Source organism: Cellulomonas sp. P4_B5_2, from assembly GCF_056402235.1.
Genome location: NZ_JBFUHU010000005.1, coordinates 1 through 21,246 on the forward strand (window position 1 = coordinate 1; position 21,246 = coordinate 21,246).

Below are 21,246 nucleotides of genomic sequence, written 5' to 3' on the forward strand. Positions count from 1 at the left end.
GAGCGAGCGCGCGGCGGTCCGCGTCGGTGAACACCGCCACCGAGCGGATCCCGAGCTTCCGGAGGGTCGCGACGATCCGGCAGGCGATCTCCCCCCGGTTCGCCACGAGCACGGTCCCGAACATRGCGCTCACATCCGGAAGAGCCCGAAGCGGGGCTCTCCGAGGGGGACGCCGGCGCACACGTCGAGGGCCATGCCGAGGATCCGCCGGGTGTCCGCGGGGTCGATGATCCCGTCGTCCCACAGCCGCGCGGTCGAGTAGTAGGGGCTCCCCTGCGTCTCGTACTGCTCCCGCAGCGGGGCCTTGAAGGCTTCCTCGTCCTCGGCGGACCACTGCTCGCCCAGCTGCTCGCGGCGGACGGTGGCCAGCACCGACGACGCCTGCGCGCCGCCCATGACCGAGATCCGGCTCGCGGGCCACATCCACAGGAACCGTGGGCCGTACGCCCGCCCGCACATGGAGTAGTTGCCGGCCCCGAACGAGCCGCCGATCACGACCGTCAGCTTGGGCACCCGGGTGGTCGCCACGGCGGTCACCATCTTGGCGCCGTGCTTCGCGATCCCCCCGGCCTCGTAGTCGCGGCCGACCATGAACCCGGAGATGTTCTRCAGGAACACCAGCGGGATCCCCCGCTGGTCGCACAGCTCGATGAAGTGCGCGCCCTTGACCGCCGACTCGCTGAACAGCACCCCGTTGTTGGCGACGATCCCCACCGGGTGCCCGTGCAGCCGCGCGAACCCGGTGACCAGCGTGGTGCCGTACTCGCGCTTGAACTCGTGCAGCTCGCTGCCGTCGACCAGCCGCGCGACCACCTCGTGCACGTCGTACCCGGTCTGCAGGTCGGTCGGCACGACCCCGTACAGCTGGGCCTCGTCGACCTTCGGCGGCCGGCTCTCGTGGACCTCCCAGGCGGTCTCGCGGGGCACGGGCAGGGTCGCGACGATGTCGCGCACGATCTGCAGCGCGTGCGCGTCGTTCTCCGCCAGGTGGTCGGTGACCCCGGAGACGCGCGAGTGGAGCTCCCCGCCGCCGAGGTCCTCGGCCGTGACCACCTCGCCGGTCGCGGCCTTCACCAGCGGCGGGCCGCCGAGGAAGATCGTGCCCTGGCCGCGCACGATCACGGTCTCGTCGCTCATCGCCGGCACGTAGGCGCCGCCGGCCGTGCAGGAGCCCATCACGCACGCGACCTGCGGGATCCCCTCGGCGGACATCCGGGCCTGGTTGAAGAAGATCCGGCCGAAGTGGTCGCGGTCCGGGAACACCTCGTCCTGCATCGGCAGGAACGCGCCGCCGGAGTCGACCAGGTAGATGCACGGCAGCCGGTTCTCGAGCGCGATCTCCTGCGCGCGCAGGTGCTTCTTCACCGTCAGCGGGTAGTACGTGCCGCCCTTCACGGTCGCGTCGTTGGACAGGACCATGACATGCCGGCCGTGCACCAGTCCGATCCCCGCGATCACCCCGGCGCCCGGGGCCTCGCCGTCGTAGAGCTCGTGCGCCGCCAGCGGTGCGACCTCGAGGAACGGGCTCCCGTCGTCGAGCAGCACGTCGATCCGCTCCCGCGGCAGCAGCTTGCCGCGGGCCACGTGCCGCTCCCGCGAGCGCAGCGGACCGCCCTCGGCCGCGGTGCGCAGCCGGTCCCGGAGCTCGGCGACGAGGGCGCGCTGGGCCCGTTCGTTCGCGACGAACGCGTCCGCCGCGGGGTCGGCCGTCGTGCTGAGCATCTCCATCGACGCTGTCTCCACGGGGGTGGTGGGAGAGACGAACTGAGTTAGTGATTACTAACTGAAAGGAGGCTAGTGTTCGATCACGTCGTTGTCCATGGAGGAGCGCGAGTCGATGTCCGAGGCCCCCACGACCGCCCGCGTCCGCGCCAAGGCCGAACGCCGCAGCGCGCTGCTGTCGGAGGCCGCCCGGCTGTTCGCCGGCCACGGGTTCGACGGGGTCTCGATCGAGGACCTGGGCTCGTCGGTCGGCGTCAGCGGGCCCGCCGTCTACCGCCACTTCCCCAGCAAGCAGGCCGTGCTCGCGGCGCTGCTCGTCGGGGTCAGCCAGGGGCTGCTGGACGGCGGCCGCTCGGTCGTCGACTCGGCCGGGGACGACGCCTCCGCAGCCCTGCGCGCGCTCGTGCGGTTCCACGTCGACTTCGCGCTGCGCGACCCCGACGTGATCCGCGTGCAGGACCGGAGCCTGCCCGCGCTCGGCCCGCAGGACCGCGAGTCGGTCCGTGACCTGCAGCGTCGCTACATCGAGCTGTGGGTCGACGTGCTCGCGCGGCTCAGCCCGACCACCGACCGCGCCGAGCTGCGCCTGCGGGCCCAGGCGACGTTCGGGCTGCTCAACTCGACCCCGCACAGCGCGCGGTCGGTGACGGCGGCCCGCACACGGGCAGTGCTGGAGCAGATGGCGCTGGCCGCCCTCGGCCGATGAGGTCGACGTAGCTCATCGGCCCCCTCGCGAGGCCTAGACCATGCTGAGGGCGACCCCGGGCCGCGCGAGGATCGCCCCCACGTCGGCGAGGAACCGCGCGGCCTCGGCCCCGTCCACCAGCCGGTGGTCGAACGACAGGCTGAGCGTCATCACGCTGCGCAGCGCGAGCTGGTCCTGGAACTCCCACGGCCGACGCCGGATCGCGCCCATCGCCAGGATCGCCGCCTGTCCCGGGACCAGGATCGGCGTGCCGGTGTCGACGCCGAACACCCCGATGTTCGTGATCGTGATCGTCCCGCCGGCCAGGTCCGCGGGCGTCGACGTCCCCGCCCGCGCACTCTCGGTCAGCGCACCGATCGCGTCCGCCAGGTCGGGCAGCCGCAGGCGGTCCGCGTCCTTGATGCTCGGCACCAGCAGCCCCCGCGGGGTGGCCGCGGCGATGCCCAGGTTGACGTAGCCGAACTGGACGATCTCCCCCGCAGCCTCGTCCCAGTGCGCGTTGAGAGACGGGTTGCGACCGAGCGCGATCGTCACCGCCTTGGCGACGAGCGTGAGGATCGAGATCCGGTGGCCCTGCAGGGCACGATCGGACGCGAACGCCTCCAGCAGGTCGAGCGTCGGCGTGACGTCGACCGTCAGCGACGTCGAGGCGTGCGGAGCCGTGAACGCGCTGGCCACCATCGCGGCGGCCGTCTGCTTGCGCACCCCCGCGATCGGGGTCCGGACCTCGCGCGCGGACTCGTCGCGGCGGGGCGTCGGCGTCGTCTCGACAGGCCTGGCCAGGCCGGGGCGGTGCGCGGCGGACAACGCGTCGGGCCGCCGAGCCGCCGGCGAGACGTCCACACCGGACACCGCCCGGAGGACGTCCTCCCGCGTGATCATCCCGTCCTTGCCCGAGCCCTCCATCTTGTTCAGGTCGACCCCCAGGTCGTGCGCGAGCTTGCGCACCGGCGGCAGCACCCTCGGCCCGATGCGACCGCCCGCCAGGGCGAGACCGACCTCGTCGGCGGCCGCGTGCGCCGCGGTCCAGTCCTCCGACTTCGACCGGCGGCGAGGTCGCGACGACCCCTCGACCAGGGGCCCGTACCCGACGAGCACGGCGGTCCGCTCGGGCGCGGCGGGCTCGGCCTCCGCGTCGGTCTCCGCCGCGGGCACAGTTGCGGGCTGCGAGGTCGGTGCCGTCGAGGGCGTGGCATCCACCGGCGCCTCCACCGCGATCGTCAGCAGCGCGGTCCCCACGGGCACGGTCGCCCCCGGCTCGACGAGCAGCTCGGCGACCACCCCGGCGTACGGCGACGGCAGCTGGACCAGCGCCTTCGCGGTCTCCACCTCGGCGATCACCTGGTTGAGCTCGACGGTGTCGCCCACGGCGACGGTCCACTCCACGAGGTCGGACTCGGTGAGCCCCTCGCCCAGGTCCGGCAGCGTCACGGTCTGGATCGTGGTCATGACGCCCTCCATCCGGTCAGGGAGTGCTGTCTGCCCATCACGCGGTCGACGGCATCGAGGATCTTGTCGAGGTCGGGCAGGAAGTGCTCCTCGAGCTTCGCGGCGGGGTACGGGGTGTCGAACCCGGTCACGCGCACGGGGGCCGACTTGAGGACGTCGAAGCAGCGGTCGGTGATGCTCGCGATGATCTCGGCGCCCAGACCACCGCTGGCCTGGGCCTCGTGCGTCACGACGAGCCGGCCGGTCTTGCGCACGGAGGCCTCAAGCGTGTCGACGTCGATCGGCGAGAGCGAGCGCAGGTCCACCACCTCGACCGACAGCCCGTCGTCCTGCGCGGCCAGTGCGGCGTCGCGCGCGGTGATGACGAGCGGGCCGTAGGTGGCGAGCGTGACGTCGGTGCCCTCGACGACGACGCGTGCGCGGTCGAGCAGCGGGACGTCGTCGAACGACTCGTCGACCTCGCCCTTGACCCAGTAGCGCCGCTTCGGCTCGAAGAACACCACGGGGTCGTCGCACGCGATCGCCTGGCGGATCATCGTGTGCGCGTCCTGCGGGCTCGCGCAGGTGACCACGCGCAGACCCGGCGTGTGGGCGAAGTAGGCCTCGGGCGACTCGGAGTGGTGCTCGACCGCCCCGATGCCGCCGCCGTACGGGATCCGGACGGTGATCGGCATGCGGACCGCGCCCCCGGTCCGGTAGTGGATCCGCGCCACCTGCGTGACCAGCTGGTCGACGGCCGGGTACACGAACCCGTCGAACTGGATCTCCACGACCGGCCGGTACCCCCGGTACGCCAGGCCGACGGCCACGCCCATGATCCCGGACTCCGCGAGCGGGGTGTCCATGACGCGGTCGGCGCCGAAGTCGCGCTGGAGCCCGTCGGTCACCCGGAACACTCCCCCGAGGGTGCCGATGTCCTCGCCGAGGAGCACCACCGTGGGGTCGTCGTCGAGCGCGTGCCGCAGGCCGGAGTTCAGCGCCGCGGCCAGGGTCATCGTGGTCATCACGCCTCCTCGTCGAACATCGCGAGGTAGGCGGCGTACTGGCTGCGCTGCCGTTCGAGGGCGGGCGTGGGGTCCACGAACACGTCCTCGAAGACGCTCAGCGGCTCGGGGACCGGCAGCCCGTAGCAGCCGCTGCGCATCGCCGCGGCGAACGCCTCGGCCTTCTCCTTGATCTGGGAGGTCCGCTCCTCGGACAGCGCGTCGCGCGTGTGCAGCAGCCGTTCGAGCCGGGCGATCGGGTCCTTGGCGGCCCAGAGCGCCTTGTCCTCGGGGTTCACGTACCGGGTGGGGTCGTCGGACGTGGTGTGCGGGCCCATCCGGTAGGTGACCGCCTCGATGAACGTGGGGCCGTCGCCGCGTCGAGCCCGGTCGAGGGCGGAGCGCGTGGCGGCCATCACCGCGAGGACGTCGTTGCCGTCCACCCGGATGCCGGGGATGCCGTAGCCGGCCGCGCGGTCCGCGATCGGGCGCTGCGCCTGCAGGCCCACCGGCTCGGAGATCGCCCACTGGTTGTTCTGGCAGAAGAAGATCACCGGGGCGTGGAACGTCGCGGCGAAGACCATGGCCTCGTGCACGTCGCCCTGGCTGGTGGCGCCGTCGCCGAAGTACGCGACGGCTACCGAGTCGACGCCGTCCTTGACGCAGCCGAGCGCGTACCCGGTGGCGTGCAGGGTCTGCGAGCCGATCATCACCTGCGGCGTCGCCATCCCGATCGCGCGCGGGTCCCAGCCCGCCAGCGCGGTGCCCCGCCAGACGCGCATGAGGTCGGTCGGCTGGGCGCCCCGGCAGTACGCGACGCCGTTCTCGCGGTAGCTGCTGAACACGAAGTCGTCGCTGCGCAGGGCGCGGGCGGAGCCGATCTGCGCCGCCTCCTGGCCCAGGAGCGGGGGCCACAGCCCGAGCTGTCCCTGTCGCTGCAGCGCGACCGCCTCGGTGTCGAAGCGGCGCACGACGACCATGTCCTCGTAGAGGGCTTCGAGCTGCTCCTCGTCGACGTCGGCGATCCACGGGTCGTACTCCGGGTCTGCTCGACGGACGCCGTCGGGGGTCACCAGCTGCAGCGCTTCCGCCTGCTGATGGGTGGGCAGGGCACGGCTGGGTGACACATCTGCACGCAACATGTTTCGCTCCGTTGTGGTGGCGGAACCGTCGCTCTCGTGAAGCTAGGCCCCATTGCCTGATGTCCCGYCAGGGTAAGTCCGCAAGGGACCTTGTGCCCATGGGCTGGCGCGAGTGTCGACCGGTCGGCGCACAATRACCTCGTCGACAGGAGGCAAGAATGGACAAGGTCGTCCAGTCCGCCGTCGAGGCGGTAGCCGACATCCCCGACGGGGCGACCCTCGCGGTCGGTGGGTTCGGCTTGTGCGGTATCCCGAGCGTGCTGATCCACGCTCTGCTCGACTCCGGCGTCCAGGACCTGGAGGTGGTGAGCAACAACTGCGGCGTGGACGACTGGGGGCTCGGCCTGCTGCTGCAGGCGGGTCGTATCCGGCGCATCATCGCCTCGTACGTGGGCGAGAACAAGGAGTTCGCGCGGCAGTACCTGGCCGGGGAGCTCGAGGTGGAGCTGACCCCGCAGGGCACCCTCGCCGAGCGTCTTCGTGCAGGTGGGAGCGGGATCGCGGCGTTCTACACCAGGACCGGGGTGGGGACGTTGGTGGCCTCCGGGGGGCTGCCGTGGCGGTACTCCCCCGACGGTTCGGTGCTCGTCTCGTCGCCCCCAAAGCCGGTCGAGACGTTCTCCGTGCGAGGGGTCTCGCACGAGTTCGTGCGCGAGGAGGCGATCACTGCGGACTTCGCTCTGGTGCGCGCCGCGGCCGGTGACCGACTCGGGAACCTGGTCTTCCACGCCTCAGCGCGGAACTTCAACCCGCTGTGCGCAGCGGCCGGCGCCGTGACGATCGCGGAGGTCGAAGAGCTCGTTCCCGTCGGGACTCTGGACCCCGATGCGATCCATCTGCCGGGGATCTTCGTGGACCGCGTGGTCCCACTTTCACCCGCCGAGGTCGCCGACAAGCGCATCGAGCGGAGGACGGTCTCATGAGCCTCACGCGTGAGCAGATGGCGGCGCGGGCGGCGCTGGAGCTGTCCGACGGGTCGTACGTGAACCTCGGGATCGGACTTCCGACGCTCGTACCCGGGTTCGTCCCGCCGGGAGTCTCGGTCGTCCTGCAGTCGGAGAACGGGGTGCTCGGGGTGGGGCCGTACCCCTCCGACGACGCCGTCGATCCCGACCTCATCAACGCCGGCAAGGAGACCATCACGATCGCTGCCGGCGCGTCGTACTTCGACTCGGCGACCTCCTTCGCCATGATCCGCGGCGGCAAGGTCGACGTCGCGATCCTCGGGGCCATGCAGGTCTCCGTCGGCGGCGACATCGCCAACTGGATGATCCCCGGGAAGATGGTCAAGGGCATGGGTGGCGCGATGGACCTCGTGCACGGGGCGAAGCGGATCGTGGTCCTCATGGAGCACGTGGCACGCGACGGGTCGGCGAAGATCCTGCCGGAGTGCACGCTGCCGCTGACGGGGGTCGGGGTGGTGGATCGGATCATCACTGACCTGGCGGTCCTGGATGTCACCCCGGACGGGCTGGTCCTTCGGGAGTGCGCGCCCGGGGTGTCCGTCGACGAGGTCCTGGCGGCGACCTCGATGGTTCCACTGGAGGTGGTGCTCTCATGACTACGGACCGCGAGGTCGTGATCGTGTCCTTCGCGCGGACGCCGATGGCTCGCCTGAACGGCGCGCTCTCGTCCCTGTCCGCCGCATCGCTGGGTGCCGTCGCGATCCGCGGCGCCCTGTCGCGGGCCGGGGTCGATCCCGGTGACGTGGACCAGGTCCTCATGGGCCAGGTCGTGCAGGCCGGCGCCGGCCAGAACCCCGCCCGGCAGGCGGCCGTGAAGGCCGGCATCCCGTGGACCGTGCCGGCGACGACGATCAACAAGGTCTGCCTCAGCGGGCTGACCGCGATCATCGACGCCGCCCGGATGATCCGGCTCGGCGAGGCGTCGATCGTGGTGGCCGGCGGGCAGGAGTCGATGAGCCAGGCGCCGCACCTGCTGCCCGGATCGCGTCGGGGGTGGACCTACGGGGACATCCAGGCGGTGGACTCCTTGGCGTTCGACGGGCTGACCGACGCGTTCGACCGGGAGTCGATGGGGTCGTCGACCGAGCGCGGGAACAAGGCGCTGTCGATCCCGCGGGAGGCGCAGGACGCCGTGGCCGTGGCGAGCCACCGGCGGGCCTCCGAGGCCGCGTCCTCCGGCGTGTTCGCCGACGAGATCGTGCCGGTGGAGGTGCCCCAGCGCCGGGGCGACCCCGTGGTCGTGTCGGCGGACGAAGGCCTTCGGCCCGAGACGTCCTTGGAGTCGCTGGCGGCGCTGCAGCCCGCCTTCTCGGCCGACGGGACGATCACGGCGGGCAACGCGTCACCCCTGACCGACGGGGCCGCCGCCGTCGTGGTGATGGCACGGGAGGTCGTCGAGGAACGCRGGCTCGCGTGGCTCGCGACCGTCGGTGCGTCCGGGCAGGTGGCTGGGCCGGACAACTCGCTCCACTCGCAGCCGTCGGCGGCCATCTCGGCTGCGCTGGCGCGGGGTGGCTGGGACCTGTCGACCGTGGACTTCCTCGAGATCAACGAGGCGTTCGGCTCCGTGGTGGTGCAGTCGCTCGGCGATCTCGCCTATCCGCTGGAGCAGACGAACCTGCACGGCGGCGCGATCGCGCTCGGGCACCCGATCGGGGCGTCGGGGGCGCGGTTGGCCGGCCACGCCGCGGCTGAGCTGGCACGGCGGGGACACGGACGCGCGGCCGTCTCCCTGTGCGGCGGAGGCGGGCAGGGCGAGGCGCTGCTGCTCTCCCGCGACCGAGCGTGACCGACAGGCGTCCGAACGTCGGCGTGGGGCGGTGAAGGAGGAGCCGATCGACGCTACTTGTCGCGCGGGTGCTTCGGCGTCGCCACGGCCTTGGCAGCACGGCGCGCGTCGTTGCGCTCGTGCGCGGCCTCGGAGATCGCCTGGCCGTCCACGCCGCCCTCGTGCGCCTGCGTCGACACCCACGCACCGAAGCTGTCGGCCGGAGGCCCGTCTGCGTCGGCGGCACCGTCCACGGCATCCTCGGAGTCGTCTGCCGCATCGTCCGACGGTGCGACGGTCGGTTCGACGACCGGGACCTCCGTGGGCTCCGTCGTCGGTTCGGCTGTCGGTTCGTCGGTGGGCGAGACGACCACCTGGTCACCGCCGTCGTCGACCGCCGAGTCGGCGATCGCGGGGGCGACAGCCACACCGACCGCACCCACGGCGACGGCCAGCCCGATGCCGACCTTCGCGACCAGGTTGCGGCGCGGGAACCTGGACCGGGGGGTGCTGCCCATGGCGAACTCCTTCGTCGAGCCCGTACGAACGCCGTCATGACGGCGGAGCGGGCAGGTCGTGCACCACGATCATCGGCACGCGCGCGCACCTGGGCCAGCCCCGTCACCCGTTCGCCCAGCGCGTGCACCCGCGGACCACGAGGTCGCGAGGTCGAGCTCGGGTGCCGGTCTCGCGCGTGGCCGGCCGCCGCCACGTGTGCGAGTTTTGTCCCGTGCACCGCTTCGCGCTCACCGCGCTCAGCCTCAGGTCGCACCTGCGTCGCGCGACCCGGTCCGGGGTGCGCCTGCCGGCGATCGCCGCAGGGCGCACCGAGCTGGGCTGGTTCCTCACCGGACCGCAGCGCGGCAACGATGCGACGAGGATCCGGCCCTGGACCGAGGGCAACGCGGTGCGCCCGCTCGTGCACGGTTACACGTACTTCGCCGTCCTCGCCGAGGCGCTGGCACGGGCGGGCCAGAACGACGTGGTGCTCTTCACCGACTGGCGCGGGGATCCCGACGAACAGCTGACCGACAGTGGCGAGACGGTCACCGAGGCGCTGTCGGCGGCCGTGCTCCGCGGCGCGCTCGTCAAGGGTCTGGTGTGGCGTTCACACATCGACAGCCTGCGGTTCTCGAACGAGGAGAACCGCAACCTCTCCGAGAGCCTCAACGACGTCGGCGGCGAGGTGCTGCTCGACCAGCGCGTACGCGCCGTCGGCAGCCACCACCAGAAGTTCGTCGTCATCCGCCACCCGGAGCGGCCGGCGGACGACGTCGCCCTGCTCGGCGGGATCGACCTGGCGCGCGGGAGGCGGGACGACGCCGACCACCGCGGCGATCCCCAGGCCGTGCCGTTCGCCCACCAGTACGGGCCGCGGCCGCCGTGGCACGACGTCCACGTCCAGATCCGCGGCCCGGCCGTCCGCGACGTCGAGGACGTGTTCCGGGAGCGGTGGGAGGACCCGGCCGCACTGTCCCGGCTGCCGTGGCAGGTGGTCCCGGACCTGGCGCACGGGGAGGACCGACGGCCCAGCCTGCTCCCGCCGCCGAGCCCGGACCCGCCTGCTGCCGGCACCTGCGCGGTCCAGCTCCTGCGCACCTACCCGCACCGCCGTCCCGCGTACCCGTTCGCGCCCGGCGGCGAGCGCAGCACCGCCCGCGGGTACGCCAAGGCCCTGCGGCGAGCCCGGCGCCTCGTCTACGTGGAGGACCAGTACCTCTGGTCGGCCGAGGTCGCGCACGTGTTCGCCGCCGCCCTGCGCCGCGAGCCCCGGTTGCACCTGATCGCGGTCGTCCCCCGGTTTCCGGACGAGGACTCCCGCCTGGGCCTGCCGCCGGTGCGGCTCGGCCACGCTCGAGCCCTGCAGATCGTGCGCGCCGCCGGTGGCGACCGCGTCCAGGTCGTCGACGTCGAGAACCACGACGGTGACCCCGTCTACGTGCACTCCAAGGTCTGCGTCATCGACGACGTCTGGGCCACCGTGGGCAGCGACAACTTCAACCGTCGGTCGTGGACCCACGACTCCGAGCTCACCGCGGCGATCCTCGACTCGCGCCGGGACGGACGGGAGCCGCGCGACCCCGCGGGTCTGGGCGACGGTGCCCGCCGCTTCGCGCGCGAGCTCCGGCTCGAGCTGTGCCGCGAGCATCTCGATCGCGACGACGACGAAGGGCTGATCGACCCCGACGACGCGTTCGAGGCCGTCCGTTCGAGCGCGGCGGCCCTCGACGCCTGGCACGACGGCGGCCGCTCGGGCCCGCGCCCGCCCGGCCGGCTGCGGGCGCACCACGCCGTGCAGCTCCCCCTCTGGCAGCGCCTGCTCGCGGCTCCGGTGTACGACCTCGTCGTGGATCCCGACGGGCGGCCGCGGTGGATGCAGGTGCGCGGAGAGCACTGAACACCTGCCGTCGCGGCCGACAGCGCGATGACGCCGCGCGAGCTGGAGGCGCTGCGGCCTACCGCAGCGGCTTGGTGGCCTGAGCGGGACGGCTCGCGCGGCGGCGCTCGGTGAGCCGCTTCGACTTCGCCTGGTTGCCGCAGTCGGCCATGCTGCACCACCGGCGGCTGCCGTTCTTCGAGGTGTCGACGAACAGGTACTGACAGCCGTCCTGTGACGCGCACGCCTTGACCCGGCCGAGCGCGCCGCTCGTCGCCAGCTCGACCGCCGACCGCGCGACCAGCCAGCGCGGGAGCTGCAGGTCCGGGTCCCACGTCCAGCGCAGGCTGTCGTCGGCGCCCGGCGCGAGCCGGCCGTGCCGGAGCGCGTCGGTGAAGGCCTCCTGGACTGCCACGGTGTCCGCACGGCCGTGCGTCGCGCGTCCGTAGAACAGGGCGAACACGGCCTCGCGAAGGGCGCGGGCGCGGACCAGCTCCTGCGCGGCGGCCTCGGGGTCGGCGTCGGCGAGAGCCAGGAGTGCGTCCGAGTCCGCGGGCGACAGACCACCGGCGCGCGTCACCCAGTCGACCAGGTCGGCGTACGTCGCGAGGTAGTCCACCGGTTCGTCGAGGACGCGGCCGTCCACCGAGTTCGCGATGTCGAGGCACAGCGCGCCGCCGACGAGCTCCGGGACCATCTGCATTCTGCTGCCTCCATATCTTGTTTTGATGGTAGCGCACTCGTAGACTACCGGTATAACCCGTTTCACTGGTAGCGAGGTCATGATGATCGAGGGACTTGCGTTCGTCGGGACGAGGGCCACCTGGAACCTGGCGCACTCGGCGATGCCCGAGGCGCCGGTGGTGCCCGAGCTGGATCGGCCGCGGCGTCGGCACGTCGTACGGCCGCACGTCGCCCACGTCATGCGGTGGGTGGCCGAGCTGCTGGATCCGCGGGGCGGCCGAGCGGCCGTCTCCCACTGAGGGGTCGACTCACGGGGTCGGCGGAGCTCCGTCGGATCCGCACGGAGCCGGTACCCGGCCAGACTCGAACGGGTGTGGCGGGCATCGACCGAGCCAGCGCTCGCGTGCCAGGCGCGCCGCCTCTCTCTCCTGCGCCCACCGGGCCGCGACCTCACCGGACGGTGAGCACGGGATCGCCAGCCCGCACGACGGGGCGGCCGACGAGCTCGGTTCCGGCACCGGCGTTCCCCCGACCACGTCCGGCGGGTGGAGGACGAGGAAGGCCGAGACCGCCAGCACAGCCGCGGCGCCGGCGCGTCGAGCAGCGTGTCGTGGCGGCTCGGGCGAAGAAGTCGGCTCCGGTTCCTGCTCGAAGTCGAAGCTCAGCAAGGTCGTGACATGGGGACGTCGTGATCGGTTCATGCGACGACCGTCGGACCGGGCGGTATCAGGCCGTCGCTCCGCCGGTATACACCCGGTATGCGCGCGATTGACCGTCCCGGACAGCGGGAACACACTGCGGAGATGGCCGTCCGTGTGCTGGGGCCGATCGAGCTCGATGGCGTTGCGTCGTTGAGCCCCCGGGCGAGGACGGCCCTCTGCGCTCTGGTGCTGCGCCGCCCTCTCGCCGTCAGCCTCGACGAGCTCGCGGACGCCAGCTGGGGTCCGGACCCACCTGGCACGTGGCCGAAGCAGCTGCAGGCCACGATCGGTCACCTGCGCAAGGCCTTGCCGACGGGCGCGGTCATCACCTGCCAGGGCGGGTACCGGCTCGACCTGCCGCCCGGGGAGGTCGACGTCGACACGTTCGACGAGGGGGTCGCCCGCGCGCGTGCGTTCGCCGCATCCGGGGAGCCGGACCGCGCCGCGAGCGCGTTCAGTAGGTCGCTGGCGCTCTGGCGGGGAGACCCGTTCACGGAGCTGCGCGAGTGGTCCGGCGCCGCGAGCGAGGTGGCGCGGCTGAACGAGCTGCGGTCCACCTGCGAGGAGGACCTCCTCGACGCGCAGCTGGCCGCGGGCGAGCACCGCACGGTCGCGAGCGAGGCCCGCAAGCTGCTCGAACAGGACCCGCTCCGCGAACGGCGGTGGGCGATCCTGGCGCTGGCGCAGTACCGCTGCGGACGACAGGGAGATGCCCTGCTCACCCTGCGGGACGCCCGCCGGCACCTGGTCAGCGAGCTCGGTGTCGACCCGGGCGCACAGCTGACCGACCTGGAGCAGCAGATCCTCCACCACGACCCGAGGCTCGCTGCTGTCGAACCCGCGCCGGCCCGCCACCATGACTGCCCCTATCGAGGCCTCGCCGCGTTCGGCGTCGACGACAGCGAGAACTTCTTCGGTCGTACCGCCGAGACCGAGGTCTGCGTCACCCGCCTGCACGACCACCCGCTCCTCGTGATCGCGGGGCCGTCGGGAGCCGGCAAGAGCTCGTTGGCGCGCGCCGGCGTGGCCGCGGCACTCAGTCGCCACGGCGCTTCCCCCGTGGTCGTCATGCCGGGCCCGGACCCCGTCGGCACCCTCCGGGAGGCGCTCGGGAGCACCCCGGCGACGTCGGCCCTGGTGGTCGACCAGCTGGAAGACCTGTTCGTCGGCGGGTTCCGGGAGGACGTCGTCCGCGACTTCTGCCGCCTGCTCGCGGCCGCGACCGACGATCGCCTGGTCGTCGTCACCGTGCGGGCCGACCAGATCGCCGGGCTGAGCATCGACCGCCGTCTGGCGCAGCTGACCGAGAAGGGTCTGCACCTGGTCCGGCCGCTCACCGACGACGAGCTGCGGGACGTCATCGAGGAACCGGCCCGGCAGGCCGGCCTGCGGCTCGAGCACGGTCTGGTCGAGCTGCTCGTCAACGAGGCCGGCGACGGTGCCGGGTCGCTCCCGCTGCTCTCCCATGCCCTCGTCGAGACCTGGCGCCGACGCGACGGTTCGGTCTTGACCGTCGACGGCTATCGGGCGTCCGGTGGTATCTCCGCCGCCGTCGCGCAGACCGCCGAGCGCGTGTACCAGGGGTACTCGGCAGCGGACCGTGCCACGTGCCGCGCCCTGCTGCTGCGCCTGGTGACGCCGTCGGGCGACGGCGGTGCGATCCACCGTCGCCAACCCGTGCGTGCCCTGGGCCTCGACGGTGGCCGAGATCGCGTCATGAGTGACCTCGTCCGGGCGCGCCTCCTCACCGCCGACGAGGGCACGATCGAGATCGCGCACGAGTCGCTGGTGCGTGCCTGGCCCCGTCTGCGGACGTGGCTCGACGACGACGCGGCCGGCGTGCGCGTCCTGCGGCACCTGAACGCTGCCGCGGACGGTTGGGACACCCTCGGGCGCCCGGACGGCGAGCTGTACCGAGGGGCCCGCCTGGACGTGGCCCTCGAGTGGCGGACGACGACGAACCCCGACCTGACTGCCGACGAGCGCGACTTCCTCGACGCGGCACAGGCGCTTCGCCGGGCGGACGAGGACCAGCTCGCGCTGCGAGCGGCGCGCGACGCCCGGCAGAACCGTCGGCTGCGGACAGCCCTGTCGGGCGTGGTCGCCGTCCTCGTCCTGGCGATCGTGGCCGCCTCGGTGGCGGGCGTGAGCCGGTCGGACGCTGCCCGGGCGCGGGACGCCGCCGAGCTGCAGGTGCTGGTCAACCAGTCGATCGCGTTGCAGGCGACCAACCGCGACGCGGCGGCCCTGCTCGCCGTCGAGGCCTACCGCCGCGCACCCGGCGACGCGCACGCTCGCTCGGCGCTGCTGAGCACCTTCACCGCCGCCCCGGGCTTCGTGAGCTACCGACGCGTCCCCGACGCCGTACGCATCGCGGGGTCGACCGTCCCGGGGACCGCGACATCGATCGTCGTCGTGGATGCCCGCGCTCCCCAGCTGATCGAGACGGACGACGGCTCCATCATCCGCACCTTCGATCCAGTCGCGCCGTCGGACCAAGGGCCACGCCCGCTCGTGCGGGTCAGCGACGACGGCACCCGGGTGGCGATCCAGGCCGGCAGGTCCCTGACCGTCGACGAGATCGCCACCGGGACGCGGCTCCTCGGCCCGCTGACGACCGGACCAGTGGGTGGGCTAGCCATCGACCCGCACGGAGAGGTGGTCGTGACCGTCGCGGGCAACGACGGCTCCGTGACGTCGTGGCGGGTCGAGGACGGCGTCGTGCTCGCGACCGCCGAGAGCGCCGGGAAGGCCGCCGCAGCGTTCGACGGTTCGGGGCGGCTCGTCGTGGGTTCATCGGACGGCCCCGTCCGCGTGCTCGACCCGACCTCGCTCGTCACGCTGCGGACCATCGACACCCCGGCGCCGTCCGCCCAGAGGCGTCGCAGCGGAGTGGAAGGCACCCTGAACCAGTCGCCCGTCTACCAGCACCTCCCGGGCAGGCGCGCCGTCGTCGATGACCATGCCGTCGCTGCCGGGGACGACCTCGTCGTCCTGATCGGACCGTCCTCGATGCTGGCCGCCGCGCCGTCCACCGGGACGGTCGCGTGGACGGCCGACCTCGGAGCCGACGGCGGGGACTCGTGCTCGTGGGCCACCGTGGCTCTCGAGGCCGGCCTCGTGCTCTGCGGCGACCGGTTCGGAGTCGTGCGCGAACGCAGCCTCACCACCGGAGCCGAAAACGGGGTCGAGCTCGACATCCAGCGGGGCGACGTCGGGGAGCTGTCGGTCTCGCAGGGCGAGCTCGTCGTGTTCGGCGCCGGCGCGCCGGTGATCACGCGCTGGATGGTCGACGGGTCCGGCCCGGTGACGCGGCTCCTGGCCCGAGGCTCCGTGGCCGTCGCCGGGTACGACCCGGACGGCCGAATGTTCCTGACCGCGCGCCGACCCACGGACGCACAGAGCACGGCGGACCTCACGTCGTACGCGGTGTGGGACCCGCGCACGGACAGCCAGGTGCAGGCGTTGCCCGACTCGGTTGTCGGTGCCAAGTGGCTGTTCCGGGGCATCGTCACGGCCTACGTGCCGGGCGAGCACTTCCTGCACTCGATCGACGTGCAGACCGGCCAGGACGTACCGGGCGGCCTGCGCGTGCYCGACCACGCCAGGGAGATCTGGTCGGCCCCGTCGGGCGACCGCGCGTACGTGGTGATGACCGGCTGGCAGCTGTGGGAGGGCAGGAGAGACGCGCAGGAGTGGGATCCGGACCCGATCGACGGCCGCGACCAGGACGTCATCGACATGTCCGCGACCTCGGACGGCTCGCTGGTGGCGATCGCGCTCGAGGACGGAATCCAGGACCAGACCGGCTCGGTGTCCGCGGACTCCGGGACGACCACGGTCCTCCAGATGTACGACGGCCGCACCGGCAAGCCCCTCGGTCCGGCACGGCTCGGCGCCGACGCGGTCGCCCTGCGGGACGACGGACTGCTCGCAGTCGCCCGACGCGGCTCGATCTCGCTCGTCGACAGCGGGACCATGCAGACGCTCCGGGACCTGCCGGGCGCGCGCGGTGCCATCTCCAACCTGCAGTTCTCCGACGACGGCACCATCCTGATCGCCGCCGCCAACGACCAGAGCGTCAGCGTCTACGACGTGGACGCGGGGATCCGGCTCGGCGAGCCGATCCCGAGCTCCACACCCAGGTACCGGGAGGTCAGCGTGCCCGTCGGCACCTCGCTGCCGTACGGCACTCGCATCACCTACCCGGGCTACCTGCGCCCCGACGGCGCCGCCGTGCTGGTCACCGTCGCCCAGGGCGTCGCCGAGTGGGACCTCGACCCCGTCCACCTCAGCTCGGCCGCCTGCCGGGTCGCCGGTCGCAACCTCACCGAGGTCGAGTGGGCGACCTACGCCTCCGCGCTGGGTCCGTACCGCGCGACGTGTCGCACGGGACAAGGCTGACCTGTGTGCCGGCCCACGCGGCCGGGAACCACGGTCAGCGACCTCGGCTGCGGCCCGCACGTCACGGCACGTTCGCCCCGCCGTTGACGTTGATGACCTCCCCCACGACGAAGCTGGACTCCGGCGAGGCGAGGAACACGTACGCCGGCGCCTGCTCGACCGGCTGGCTGGTCCGGCCGAGCCACGACGACTCCCCGAAGCCGTTCAGCTTCTCGGTGGGCTGCCCGTCGGAGACCTGCAGCGGCGTCCACACGGGCCCGGGTGCCACCGCGTTCACGCGGATGCCACGAGGGGCGAGGTCGGCGGCGAGGGCCTTCGTGAAGCCGATGATCCCGAACTTCGTCGACGCGTAGTTGATGATCATCGGCGACGGGTTGTACCCCTGGACCGACGTGCTGTTGATGATCGTCGAGCCCGGGCCCAGGTGCGGCAGGGCGTCGCGCGTGATCCAGAACATCGCGTACAGGTTGGTCTGGATCGTGCGGTCCAGGTCGGCCTCGTCGAGCTCGTCGAAGCTCTGGTGGTAGACCTGGTGCGCCGCGTTGTTCACCAGGATGTCGAGCCCACCGAGGCCGTCGACCGCGTCGGCGACGAGGGACCGGCAGAACTCCCGGTCCCGGATGTCACCGGGGAGCAGGACCGCCGTGCGACCGGCCGCCCGCACGTGCTCCGCGATGGCCTCCGCGTCGACCTGCTCCTCGGGCAGGAAGCTGAGGGCCACGTCCGCACCCTCGCGCGCGAACGCGATGGCGACCGCCGCACCGATGCCCGAGTCGCCGCCGGTGATCAGCGCCTTGCGGCCGGGAAGACGACCCGTACCGCGGTAGCTGGTCTCACCGTGGTCCGCCTTGGGGTCGAGCTCCGCGTCGAGTCCCGGCAGCGGCTGCCACGAGGCGTGCGGCTTGATGTGCGCGTGGCGCTCGACGGGGTTGTCGAACGTGAGCTGATCGGGCGACATCGTCATCGTCATCTCCTTCACGGCGGGCAGATCGATAACGATATCGATCCTGTCCGGTGACGATAGCGGCGCCCTGTCAGACCCCGCTCGCGCGTCGCCGTTCCGTGAGCCTCCGCGACCTCGCCTGGTTCCCGCAGTGCCTAGGCTCCAGGGCATGGCCACAGTCATCCTCGTCCGGCACGGTCGGAGCACGGCGAACGTCGCGGGGATCCTGACCGGTCGGGCCGCAGGGGTGGATCTGGACGCAGTCGGGCGCAGCCAGGCCGAGCGCGCTGCCGAACGGATCGCGGCGGTGCCGGTGGTCGCGGTGATCTCGAGCCCCCTGGCGCGGTGCCGGCAGACGGCGCGGACCATCGCCGAGCGCCACGCGCTGCGGACGCGGCTCGAGCCCGGCATCGTCGAGTGCGACTACGGGCAGTGGCAGGGGCGACCGCTCAAGGAGCTCGCCCAGGAGCCGCTGTGGTCGGTGGTGCAGACCCGGCCGTCGGTCGCGGTGTTCCCGGGCGGCGAGTCGATGGCCACCATGCAGGCCCGGTCGGTGGAGGCGATCCGTCGGCTCGACGCGGAGCTGGAGGCGGAGCACGGTGCCGGCGCCGTGTGGGTGGCGGTGAGCCACGGAGACATCATCAAGTCCGTCCTCGCGGACGCGCTGGGCATGGGTCTCGACCTCTTCCAGCGCCTCGGCGTCAACCCCGGATCGGTCTCGATCATCAGGTACGGGACGACTCGCCCCGAGGTCGTGGCCACCAACACCGATTCCGGCGACCTCTCGTGGCTGGGCGCCGCCGGACCGGTCGGCGACGCGCAGGTGGGCGGCGGCGCCGGGCCGGAATCGGCTGCACGCTCCTAAAATGGGCACCATGCCGGCCCTTGTGCACCAGTTCGACTGGCCCGACCGTGTCGTCGTCGGGACCGTCGGCCCCCCAGGTTCCCGATCCTTCTACCTGCAGGTGCGCGACGGCGCCCGGAACACGAGCGTCGGGCTCGAGAAGGAGCAGTCCGCCGTGCTCGCCGAGAAGATCGACGAGATCCTCGACGCGCTGATGGCCGACGAGGGCAACCGGTTCAGCGTGCCCGCCGCCGCCCCCGCCGAGCTCGTCGACAACGAGCCTCTCGACCAGCCCGTCGAGGAGCAGTTCCGCACGGGGCTGCTGCGCCTGGGGTGGGACCCGTCGACCGCGCAGGTCGTCGTGGAGGCGTTCCCGCTGGACGAGACCGACGAGGAGGAGGCACCCGAACCCGAGGACGCGAGCGAGGTGCTCCTGGTCCGGATGCCGGTGGGGACCGCGCGGGCGTTCGTCCAGCGCACCCGGCAGGTGGTCCGGTCGGGCCGGCCGCTGTGCCCGCTGTGCGGCCAGCCGATCGACGACGGCCACGTGTGCAGCTGACCGACCTCCGCGCGGGTGAGCTCGAGCTCGTCGGGCGCATCACGGTCGCGTCGAACGCGACCTTCCTCGCGACGATCGGCGAGGCGCAGGTGGTCTACAAGCCGGTCGCCGGCGAGCGGCCCCTGTGGGACTTCCCCGACGGGACGCTGGCGAACCGGGAAGCGGCCGCGTACCTCGTCTCGGAGGCGTTCGAGTGGGACGTCGTACCGACCACCGTCCTGCGCGACGGTCCGCTCGGTCACGGCATGGTGCAGGTCTGGCAGGAACCCGACCCCGAGCAGGATCCGGTCGACCTCGTCCGGGCTCCCCGCGACGGCTGGCGCGCCGTGTTCGAGGGCGTGGACGAGGACGACCGGCGGGTGAGCCTGATCCACGAGGACTCCCCCGCGCTGCGCCGGATGGCCGTCTTCGACGTCGTCGTGAACAACGCCGACCGCAAGGGCGGCCACGTCCTGCCGATGCACGGCGGCCACCGCTACGGCGTCGACCACGGGGTCAGCTTCCACGTCGAGCACAAGCTGCGGACGGTCCTGTGGGGATGGCGAGGCGACTCGCTGGACCCCCCTGAGGTCGCGGGGGTCGAGCGGGTGCGCGCGGGCTTGGACGGCGACCTCGGTCGGGCCCTGTCCGAGCTGCTCAGCGGCGAGGAGCTGGAGGCGTTGGCGGACCGCTGCGACCGGCTGGTGCGCAACGGCGTCTTCCCCGGTCCGTCGGGCGCCATGCCGGCGTTCCCGTGGCCCTTCTTCTAGAGCACCCTGGCCGGTGCGATCTCCAGCGCATGCGCGCGCACGTGGTCCAGGGCTCGCTTGACGGCCCCGACGGTCACGATGTCGCGGCCCAGCTCCGACGCGAGGACCTCGATGCCCGGTGGGTCGACGTACYGGTCGAGGTCGCGCCGCACGAGCTCCAGCAGCGGCCCGCAGGACTCGGCGACGGCACCGGCGATGATGACGCGCTCCGGGTCGTAGATGCTTGCGAACGTCGCGACCACCCGCGCCAGGAGCGCCGCCACGTGCTCGACGACGCTGACCGCCAGAGGGTCCTCGTCCAGGGCGGCCGCGAAGACGCTCGCCGCGTCCAGCGTCGCGGGGTCCAGGTCCTGGAGCTGCGACGAGCCGGTCTGACCGTCCAGCCGGTGCAGCTGGGCGCGGGCGTCGGCGCGCACCACCGCCGCGATGCCGTCGGCTGACCCCACCCCCTCGACGAAGTCCAGGTAGCGCATCTCCCCCMCGCCGCCGTGGGCACCGCGCAGCAGACGACCGTCGTCGACGACGCCCGCGCCGAACCGCTCGCCGGCGAGCAGAGTGACATGGCACCGCGCACCCGCCCCGTGCCCCCGCCAGTGCTCCGCCATCGCCGCCAGGTTCGCGTCGTTGTCGGTGAGCGTCGTCCAGCCGTGCCGGTCGCGCAGGTGGCGGGCGATGTCGGGGTTCATCAGCTCCCAGAACGGGTTGTCCTGGAACGTGGTGCGGCCGTCACGGTCCACGGGAGCAGGCACACCGACCGCCAGCGCCAGCACGCTCGGCGGCGACGCACCCGCGTCCTCGAGGGCGGCGAACGTGGCCTGTTCGATGAGGGCGAGCCGCCGGGCGACGGTCCCGTCCTCCGGCTCCACGGTCAGCACCGTGCTCGCGAGCGCGTCGCCCCGCAGGTCGGTCACGGTGGCGCTGATCCGGTGCTGACCGGCGTCGACGCCGACGACCACCCCGGCGCGCGCGTCGAACGCGTACCGGCGGGCGGGCCGTCCCTTGCGGTGGTCGTTCCCGGTGCGCTGGCTCTCCAGCTCCGTGACCCAGCCGTGCTCGATGAGCTCGTCGCACACGTCGTGCACGGTCGCCCGCGAGAGCCCTGTGGCCTCGATCAACGCCGATCCGGTGACCTCGTCGACGTCCCAGAGGTGCTCGAGCACCAGCCGCGCGCTGGCGTCGCGCAGGTGCCGCGACGCCACCGGAGTCCGGACAACCACTTGACCTCCTCGGTCGACGGTGCCACTTTAATG

The 21,246-nt window shown here is 72.6% G+C and carries 19 protein-coding genes; 10 read left to right on the forward strand and 9 right to left on the reverse strand.

Going from position 1 to position 21,246, the window contains the following annotated elements:
• A partial coding sequence (locus tag AC1DUQ_RS00690; RefSeq protein WP_477073273.1) for a biotin carboxylase N-terminal domain-containing protein occupies positions 1-124 on the reverse strand: 124 nt, incomplete at its 3' end.
• 5 nt (positions 125-129) lie between these two features.
• Entirely contained in the window at positions 130-1,728 is a 1,599-nt protein-coding gene (locus tag AC1DUQ_RS00695) for a carboxyl transferase domain-containing protein (protein WP_477073265.1), read from the reverse strand.
• 109 nt (positions 1,729-1,837) lie between these two features.
• Here AC1DUQ_RS00695 and AC1DUQ_RS00700 point away from each other — a divergent pair, with 109 nt between their 5' ends.
• Positions 1,838-2,428, forward strand: a complete 591-nt coding sequence (locus tag AC1DUQ_RS00700) for an SACE_7040 family transcriptional regulator (RefSeq protein WP_477060649.1) — start codon at positions 1,838-1,840, stop codon at positions 2,426-2,428.
• A gap of 33 nt (positions 2,429-2,461) precedes the next feature.
• On the opposite strand, the gene AC1DUQ_RS00705 is transcribed toward AC1DUQ_RS00700, so the two are convergent.
• Genes AC1DUQ_RS00705 through pdhA form a run of 3 tightly spaced genes read right to left on the reverse strand, consistent with a single transcriptional unit; the run spans position 2,462 to position 6,002 of the window.
• On the reverse strand, positions 2,462-3,877 hold the full coding sequence (locus tag AC1DUQ_RS00705; protein WP_477060648.1) for a dihydrolipoamide acetyltransferase family protein: 1,416 nt from the start codon (positions 3,875-3,877) through the stop codon (positions 2,462-2,464).
• Positions 3,874-4,881 (reverse strand): alpha-ketoacid dehydrogenase subunit beta, encoded by a 1,008-nt coding sequence (locus AC1DUQ_RS00710; protein ID WP_477060647.1) that lies wholly within the window; start codon positions 4,879-4,881, stop codon positions 3,874-3,876. Before AC1DUQ_RS00710 ends, AC1DUQ_RS00705 begins: the two co-directional genes overlap by 4 nt.
• Positions 4,881-6,002, reverse strand: coding sequence for a pyruvate dehydrogenase (acetyl-transferring) E1 component subunit alpha (gene pdhA / locus AC1DUQ_RS00715; protein WP_477073266.1), 1,122 nt, complete (start codon positions 6,000-6,002; stop codon positions 4,881-4,883). The genes AC1DUQ_RS00710 and pdhA overlap by 1 nt, the downstream gene beginning before the upstream one ends.
• A gap of 158 nt (positions 6,003-6,160) precedes the next feature.
• Between pdhA and AC1DUQ_RS00720 the strand changes: the two genes are divergently transcribed.
• Genes AC1DUQ_RS00720 through AC1DUQ_RS00730 form a run of 3 tightly spaced genes read left to right on the forward strand, consistent with a single transcriptional unit; the run spans position 6,161 to position 8,756 of the window.
• Positions 6,161-6,925, forward strand: a complete 765-nt coding sequence (locus AC1DUQ_RS00720) for a CoA transferase subunit A (protein WP_477060645.1) — start codon at positions 6,161-6,163, stop codon at positions 6,923-6,925.
• Positions 6,922-7,563 carry a CoA transferase subunit B gene (locus tag AC1DUQ_RS00725; RefSeq protein ID WP_477060644.1) on the forward strand — a complete coding sequence of 214 codons (642 nt, stop codon included), beginning with the start codon at positions 6,922-6,924 and terminating at the stop codon, positions 7,561-7,563. Before AC1DUQ_RS00720 ends, AC1DUQ_RS00725 begins: the two co-directional genes overlap by 4 nt.
• Positions 7,560-8,756: an acetyl-CoA C-acetyltransferase gene (locus tag AC1DUQ_RS00730; protein ID WP_477073267.1), complete on the forward strand. Its 1,197-nt coding sequence runs from the start codon at positions 7,560-7,562 to the stop codon at positions 8,754-8,756. Before AC1DUQ_RS00725 ends, AC1DUQ_RS00730 begins: the two co-directional genes overlap by 4 nt.
• Positions 8,757-8,809: 53 nt before the next feature.
• Here AC1DUQ_RS00730 and AC1DUQ_RS00735 read toward each other — a convergent pair whose 3' ends face one another.
• Entirely contained in the window at positions 8,810-9,253 is a 444-nt protein-coding gene (locus AC1DUQ_RS00735) for a hypothetical protein (protein ID WP_477060642.1), read from the reverse strand.
• Positions 9,254-9,414: 161 nt separating this feature from the next.
• Here AC1DUQ_RS00735 and AC1DUQ_RS00740 point away from each other — a divergent pair, with 161 nt between their 5' ends.
• A complete protein-coding gene (locus AC1DUQ_RS00740; RefSeq protein ID WP_477060641.1) occupies positions 9,415-11,133 on the forward strand; it encodes a phospholipase D family protein in 1,719 nt (572 codons plus the stop codon).
• Positions 11,134-11,191: 58 nt separating this feature from the next.
• Here AC1DUQ_RS00740 and AC1DUQ_RS00745 read toward each other — a convergent pair whose 3' ends face one another.
• Positions 11,192-11,815: a CGNR zinc finger domain-containing protein gene (locus tag AC1DUQ_RS00745; RefSeq protein WP_477073268.1), complete on the reverse strand. Its 624-nt coding sequence runs from the start codon at positions 11,813-11,815 to the stop codon at positions 11,192-11,194.
• Between the two features lie 82 nt (positions 11,816-11,897).
• On the opposite strand from AC1DUQ_RS00745, the gene AC1DUQ_RS00750 reads away from it, so the two are divergent.
• Together AC1DUQ_RS00750 and AC1DUQ_RS00755 are read left to right on the forward strand one after the other, a co-directional pair.
• On the forward strand, positions 11,898-12,095 hold the full coding sequence (locus tag AC1DUQ_RS00750; protein WP_477060639.1) for a hypothetical protein: 198 nt from the start codon (positions 11,898-11,900) through the stop codon (positions 12,093-12,095).
• 504 nt (positions 12,096-12,599) lie between these two features.
• Positions 12,600-16,901 (forward strand): nSTAND1 domain-containing NTPase, encoded by a 4,302-nt coding sequence (locus AC1DUQ_RS00755; protein WP_477073269.1) that lies wholly within the window; start codon positions 12,600-12,602, stop codon positions 16,899-16,901.
• A gap of 61 nt (positions 16,902-16,962) precedes the next feature.
• On the opposite strand, the gene AC1DUQ_RS00760 is transcribed toward AC1DUQ_RS00755, so the two are convergent.
• Positions 16,963-17,859: an SDR family oxidoreductase gene (locus tag AC1DUQ_RS00760; protein WP_477060825.1), complete on the reverse strand. Its 897-nt coding sequence runs from the start codon at positions 17,857-17,859 to the stop codon at positions 16,963-16,965.
• A gap of 154 nt (positions 17,860-18,013) precedes the next feature.
• Between AC1DUQ_RS00760 and AC1DUQ_RS00765 the strand changes: the two genes are divergently transcribed.
• Genes AC1DUQ_RS00765 through AC1DUQ_RS00775 form a run of 3 tightly spaced genes read left to right on the forward strand, consistent with a single transcriptional unit; the run spans position 18,014 to position 19,996 of the window.
• A complete protein-coding gene (locus AC1DUQ_RS00765; RefSeq protein ID WP_477060637.1) occupies positions 18,014-18,709 on the forward strand; it encodes an MSMEG_4193 family putative phosphomutase in 696 nt (231 codons plus the stop codon).
• A gap of 10 nt (positions 18,710-18,719) precedes the next feature.
• Positions 18,720-19,247: a DUF3090 domain-containing protein gene (locus AC1DUQ_RS00770; RefSeq protein ID WP_477060636.1), complete on the forward strand. Its 528-nt coding sequence runs from the start codon at positions 18,720-18,722 to the stop codon at positions 19,245-19,247.
• The gene (locus tag AC1DUQ_RS00775) at positions 19,238-19,996 is read left to right on the forward strand and encodes an SCO1664 family protein (RefSeq protein ID WP_477060635.1); all 759 of its coding nucleotides are present in this window, start codon (positions 19,238-19,240) and stop codon (positions 19,994-19,996) included. Before AC1DUQ_RS00770 ends, AC1DUQ_RS00775 begins: the two co-directional genes overlap by 10 nt.
• Here AC1DUQ_RS00775 and AC1DUQ_RS00780 read toward each other — a convergent pair.
• Positions 19,993-21,213: an ROK family transcriptional regulator gene (locus AC1DUQ_RS00780; protein ID WP_477073270.1), complete on the reverse strand. Its 1,221-nt coding sequence runs from the start codon at positions 21,211-21,213 to the stop codon at positions 19,993-19,995. The two genes, AC1DUQ_RS00775 and AC1DUQ_RS00780, sit on opposite strands and share 4 nt — an antisense overlap.
• Positions 21,214-21,246: the final 33 nt, after the last annotated feature.

Coding starts and splice junctions, on each gene's coding strand:
- AC1DUQ_RS00700 (WP_477060649.1), top strand. CDS start 1,838: ATGTCCGAGGCCCCCACGACCGCCCGCGTCCGCGCCAAGGCCGAACGC.
- AC1DUQ_RS00705 (WP_477060648.1), bottom strand. CDS start 3,877: ATGACCACGATCCAGACCGTGACGCTGCCGGACCTGGGCGAGGGGCTC.
- AC1DUQ_RS00770 (WP_477060636.1), top strand. CDS start 18,720: ATGCCGGCCCTTGTGCACCAGTTCGACTGGCCCGACCGTGTCGTCGTC.
- AC1DUQ_RS00735 (WP_477060642.1), bottom strand. CDS start 9,253: ATGGGCAGCACCCCCCGGTCCAGGTTCCCGCGCCGCAACCTGGTCGCG.
- AC1DUQ_RS00765 (WP_477060637.1), top strand. CDS start 18,014: ATGGCCACAGTCATCCTCGTCCGGCACGGTCGGAGCACGGCGAACGTC.
- AC1DUQ_RS00760 (WP_477060825.1), bottom strand. CDS start 17,859: ATGTCGCCCGATCAGCTCACGTTCGACAACCCCGTCGAGCGCCACGCG.
- AC1DUQ_RS00720 (WP_477060645.1), top strand. CDS start 6,161: ATGGACAAGGTCGTCCAGTCCGCCGTCGAGGCGGTAGCCGACATCCCC.
- AC1DUQ_RS00725 (WP_477060644.1), top strand. CDS start 6,922: ATGAGCCTCACGCGTGAGCAGATGGCGGCGCGGGCGGCGCTGGAGCTG.
- AC1DUQ_RS00750 (WP_477060639.1), top strand. CDS start 11,898: ATGATCGAGGGACTTGCGTTCGTCGGGACGAGGGCCACCTGGAACCTG.
- AC1DUQ_RS00745 (WP_477073268.1), bottom strand. CDS start 11,815: ATGCAGATGGTCCCGGAGCTCGTCGGCGGCGCGCTGTGCCTCGACATC.
- pdhA (WP_477073266.1), bottom strand. CDS start 6,002: ATGTTGCGTGCAGATGTGTCACCCAGCCGTGCCCTGCCCACCCATCAG.
- AC1DUQ_RS00710 (WP_477060647.1), bottom strand. CDS start 4,881: ATGACCACGATGACCCTGGCCGCGGCGCTGAACTCCGGCCTGCGGCAC.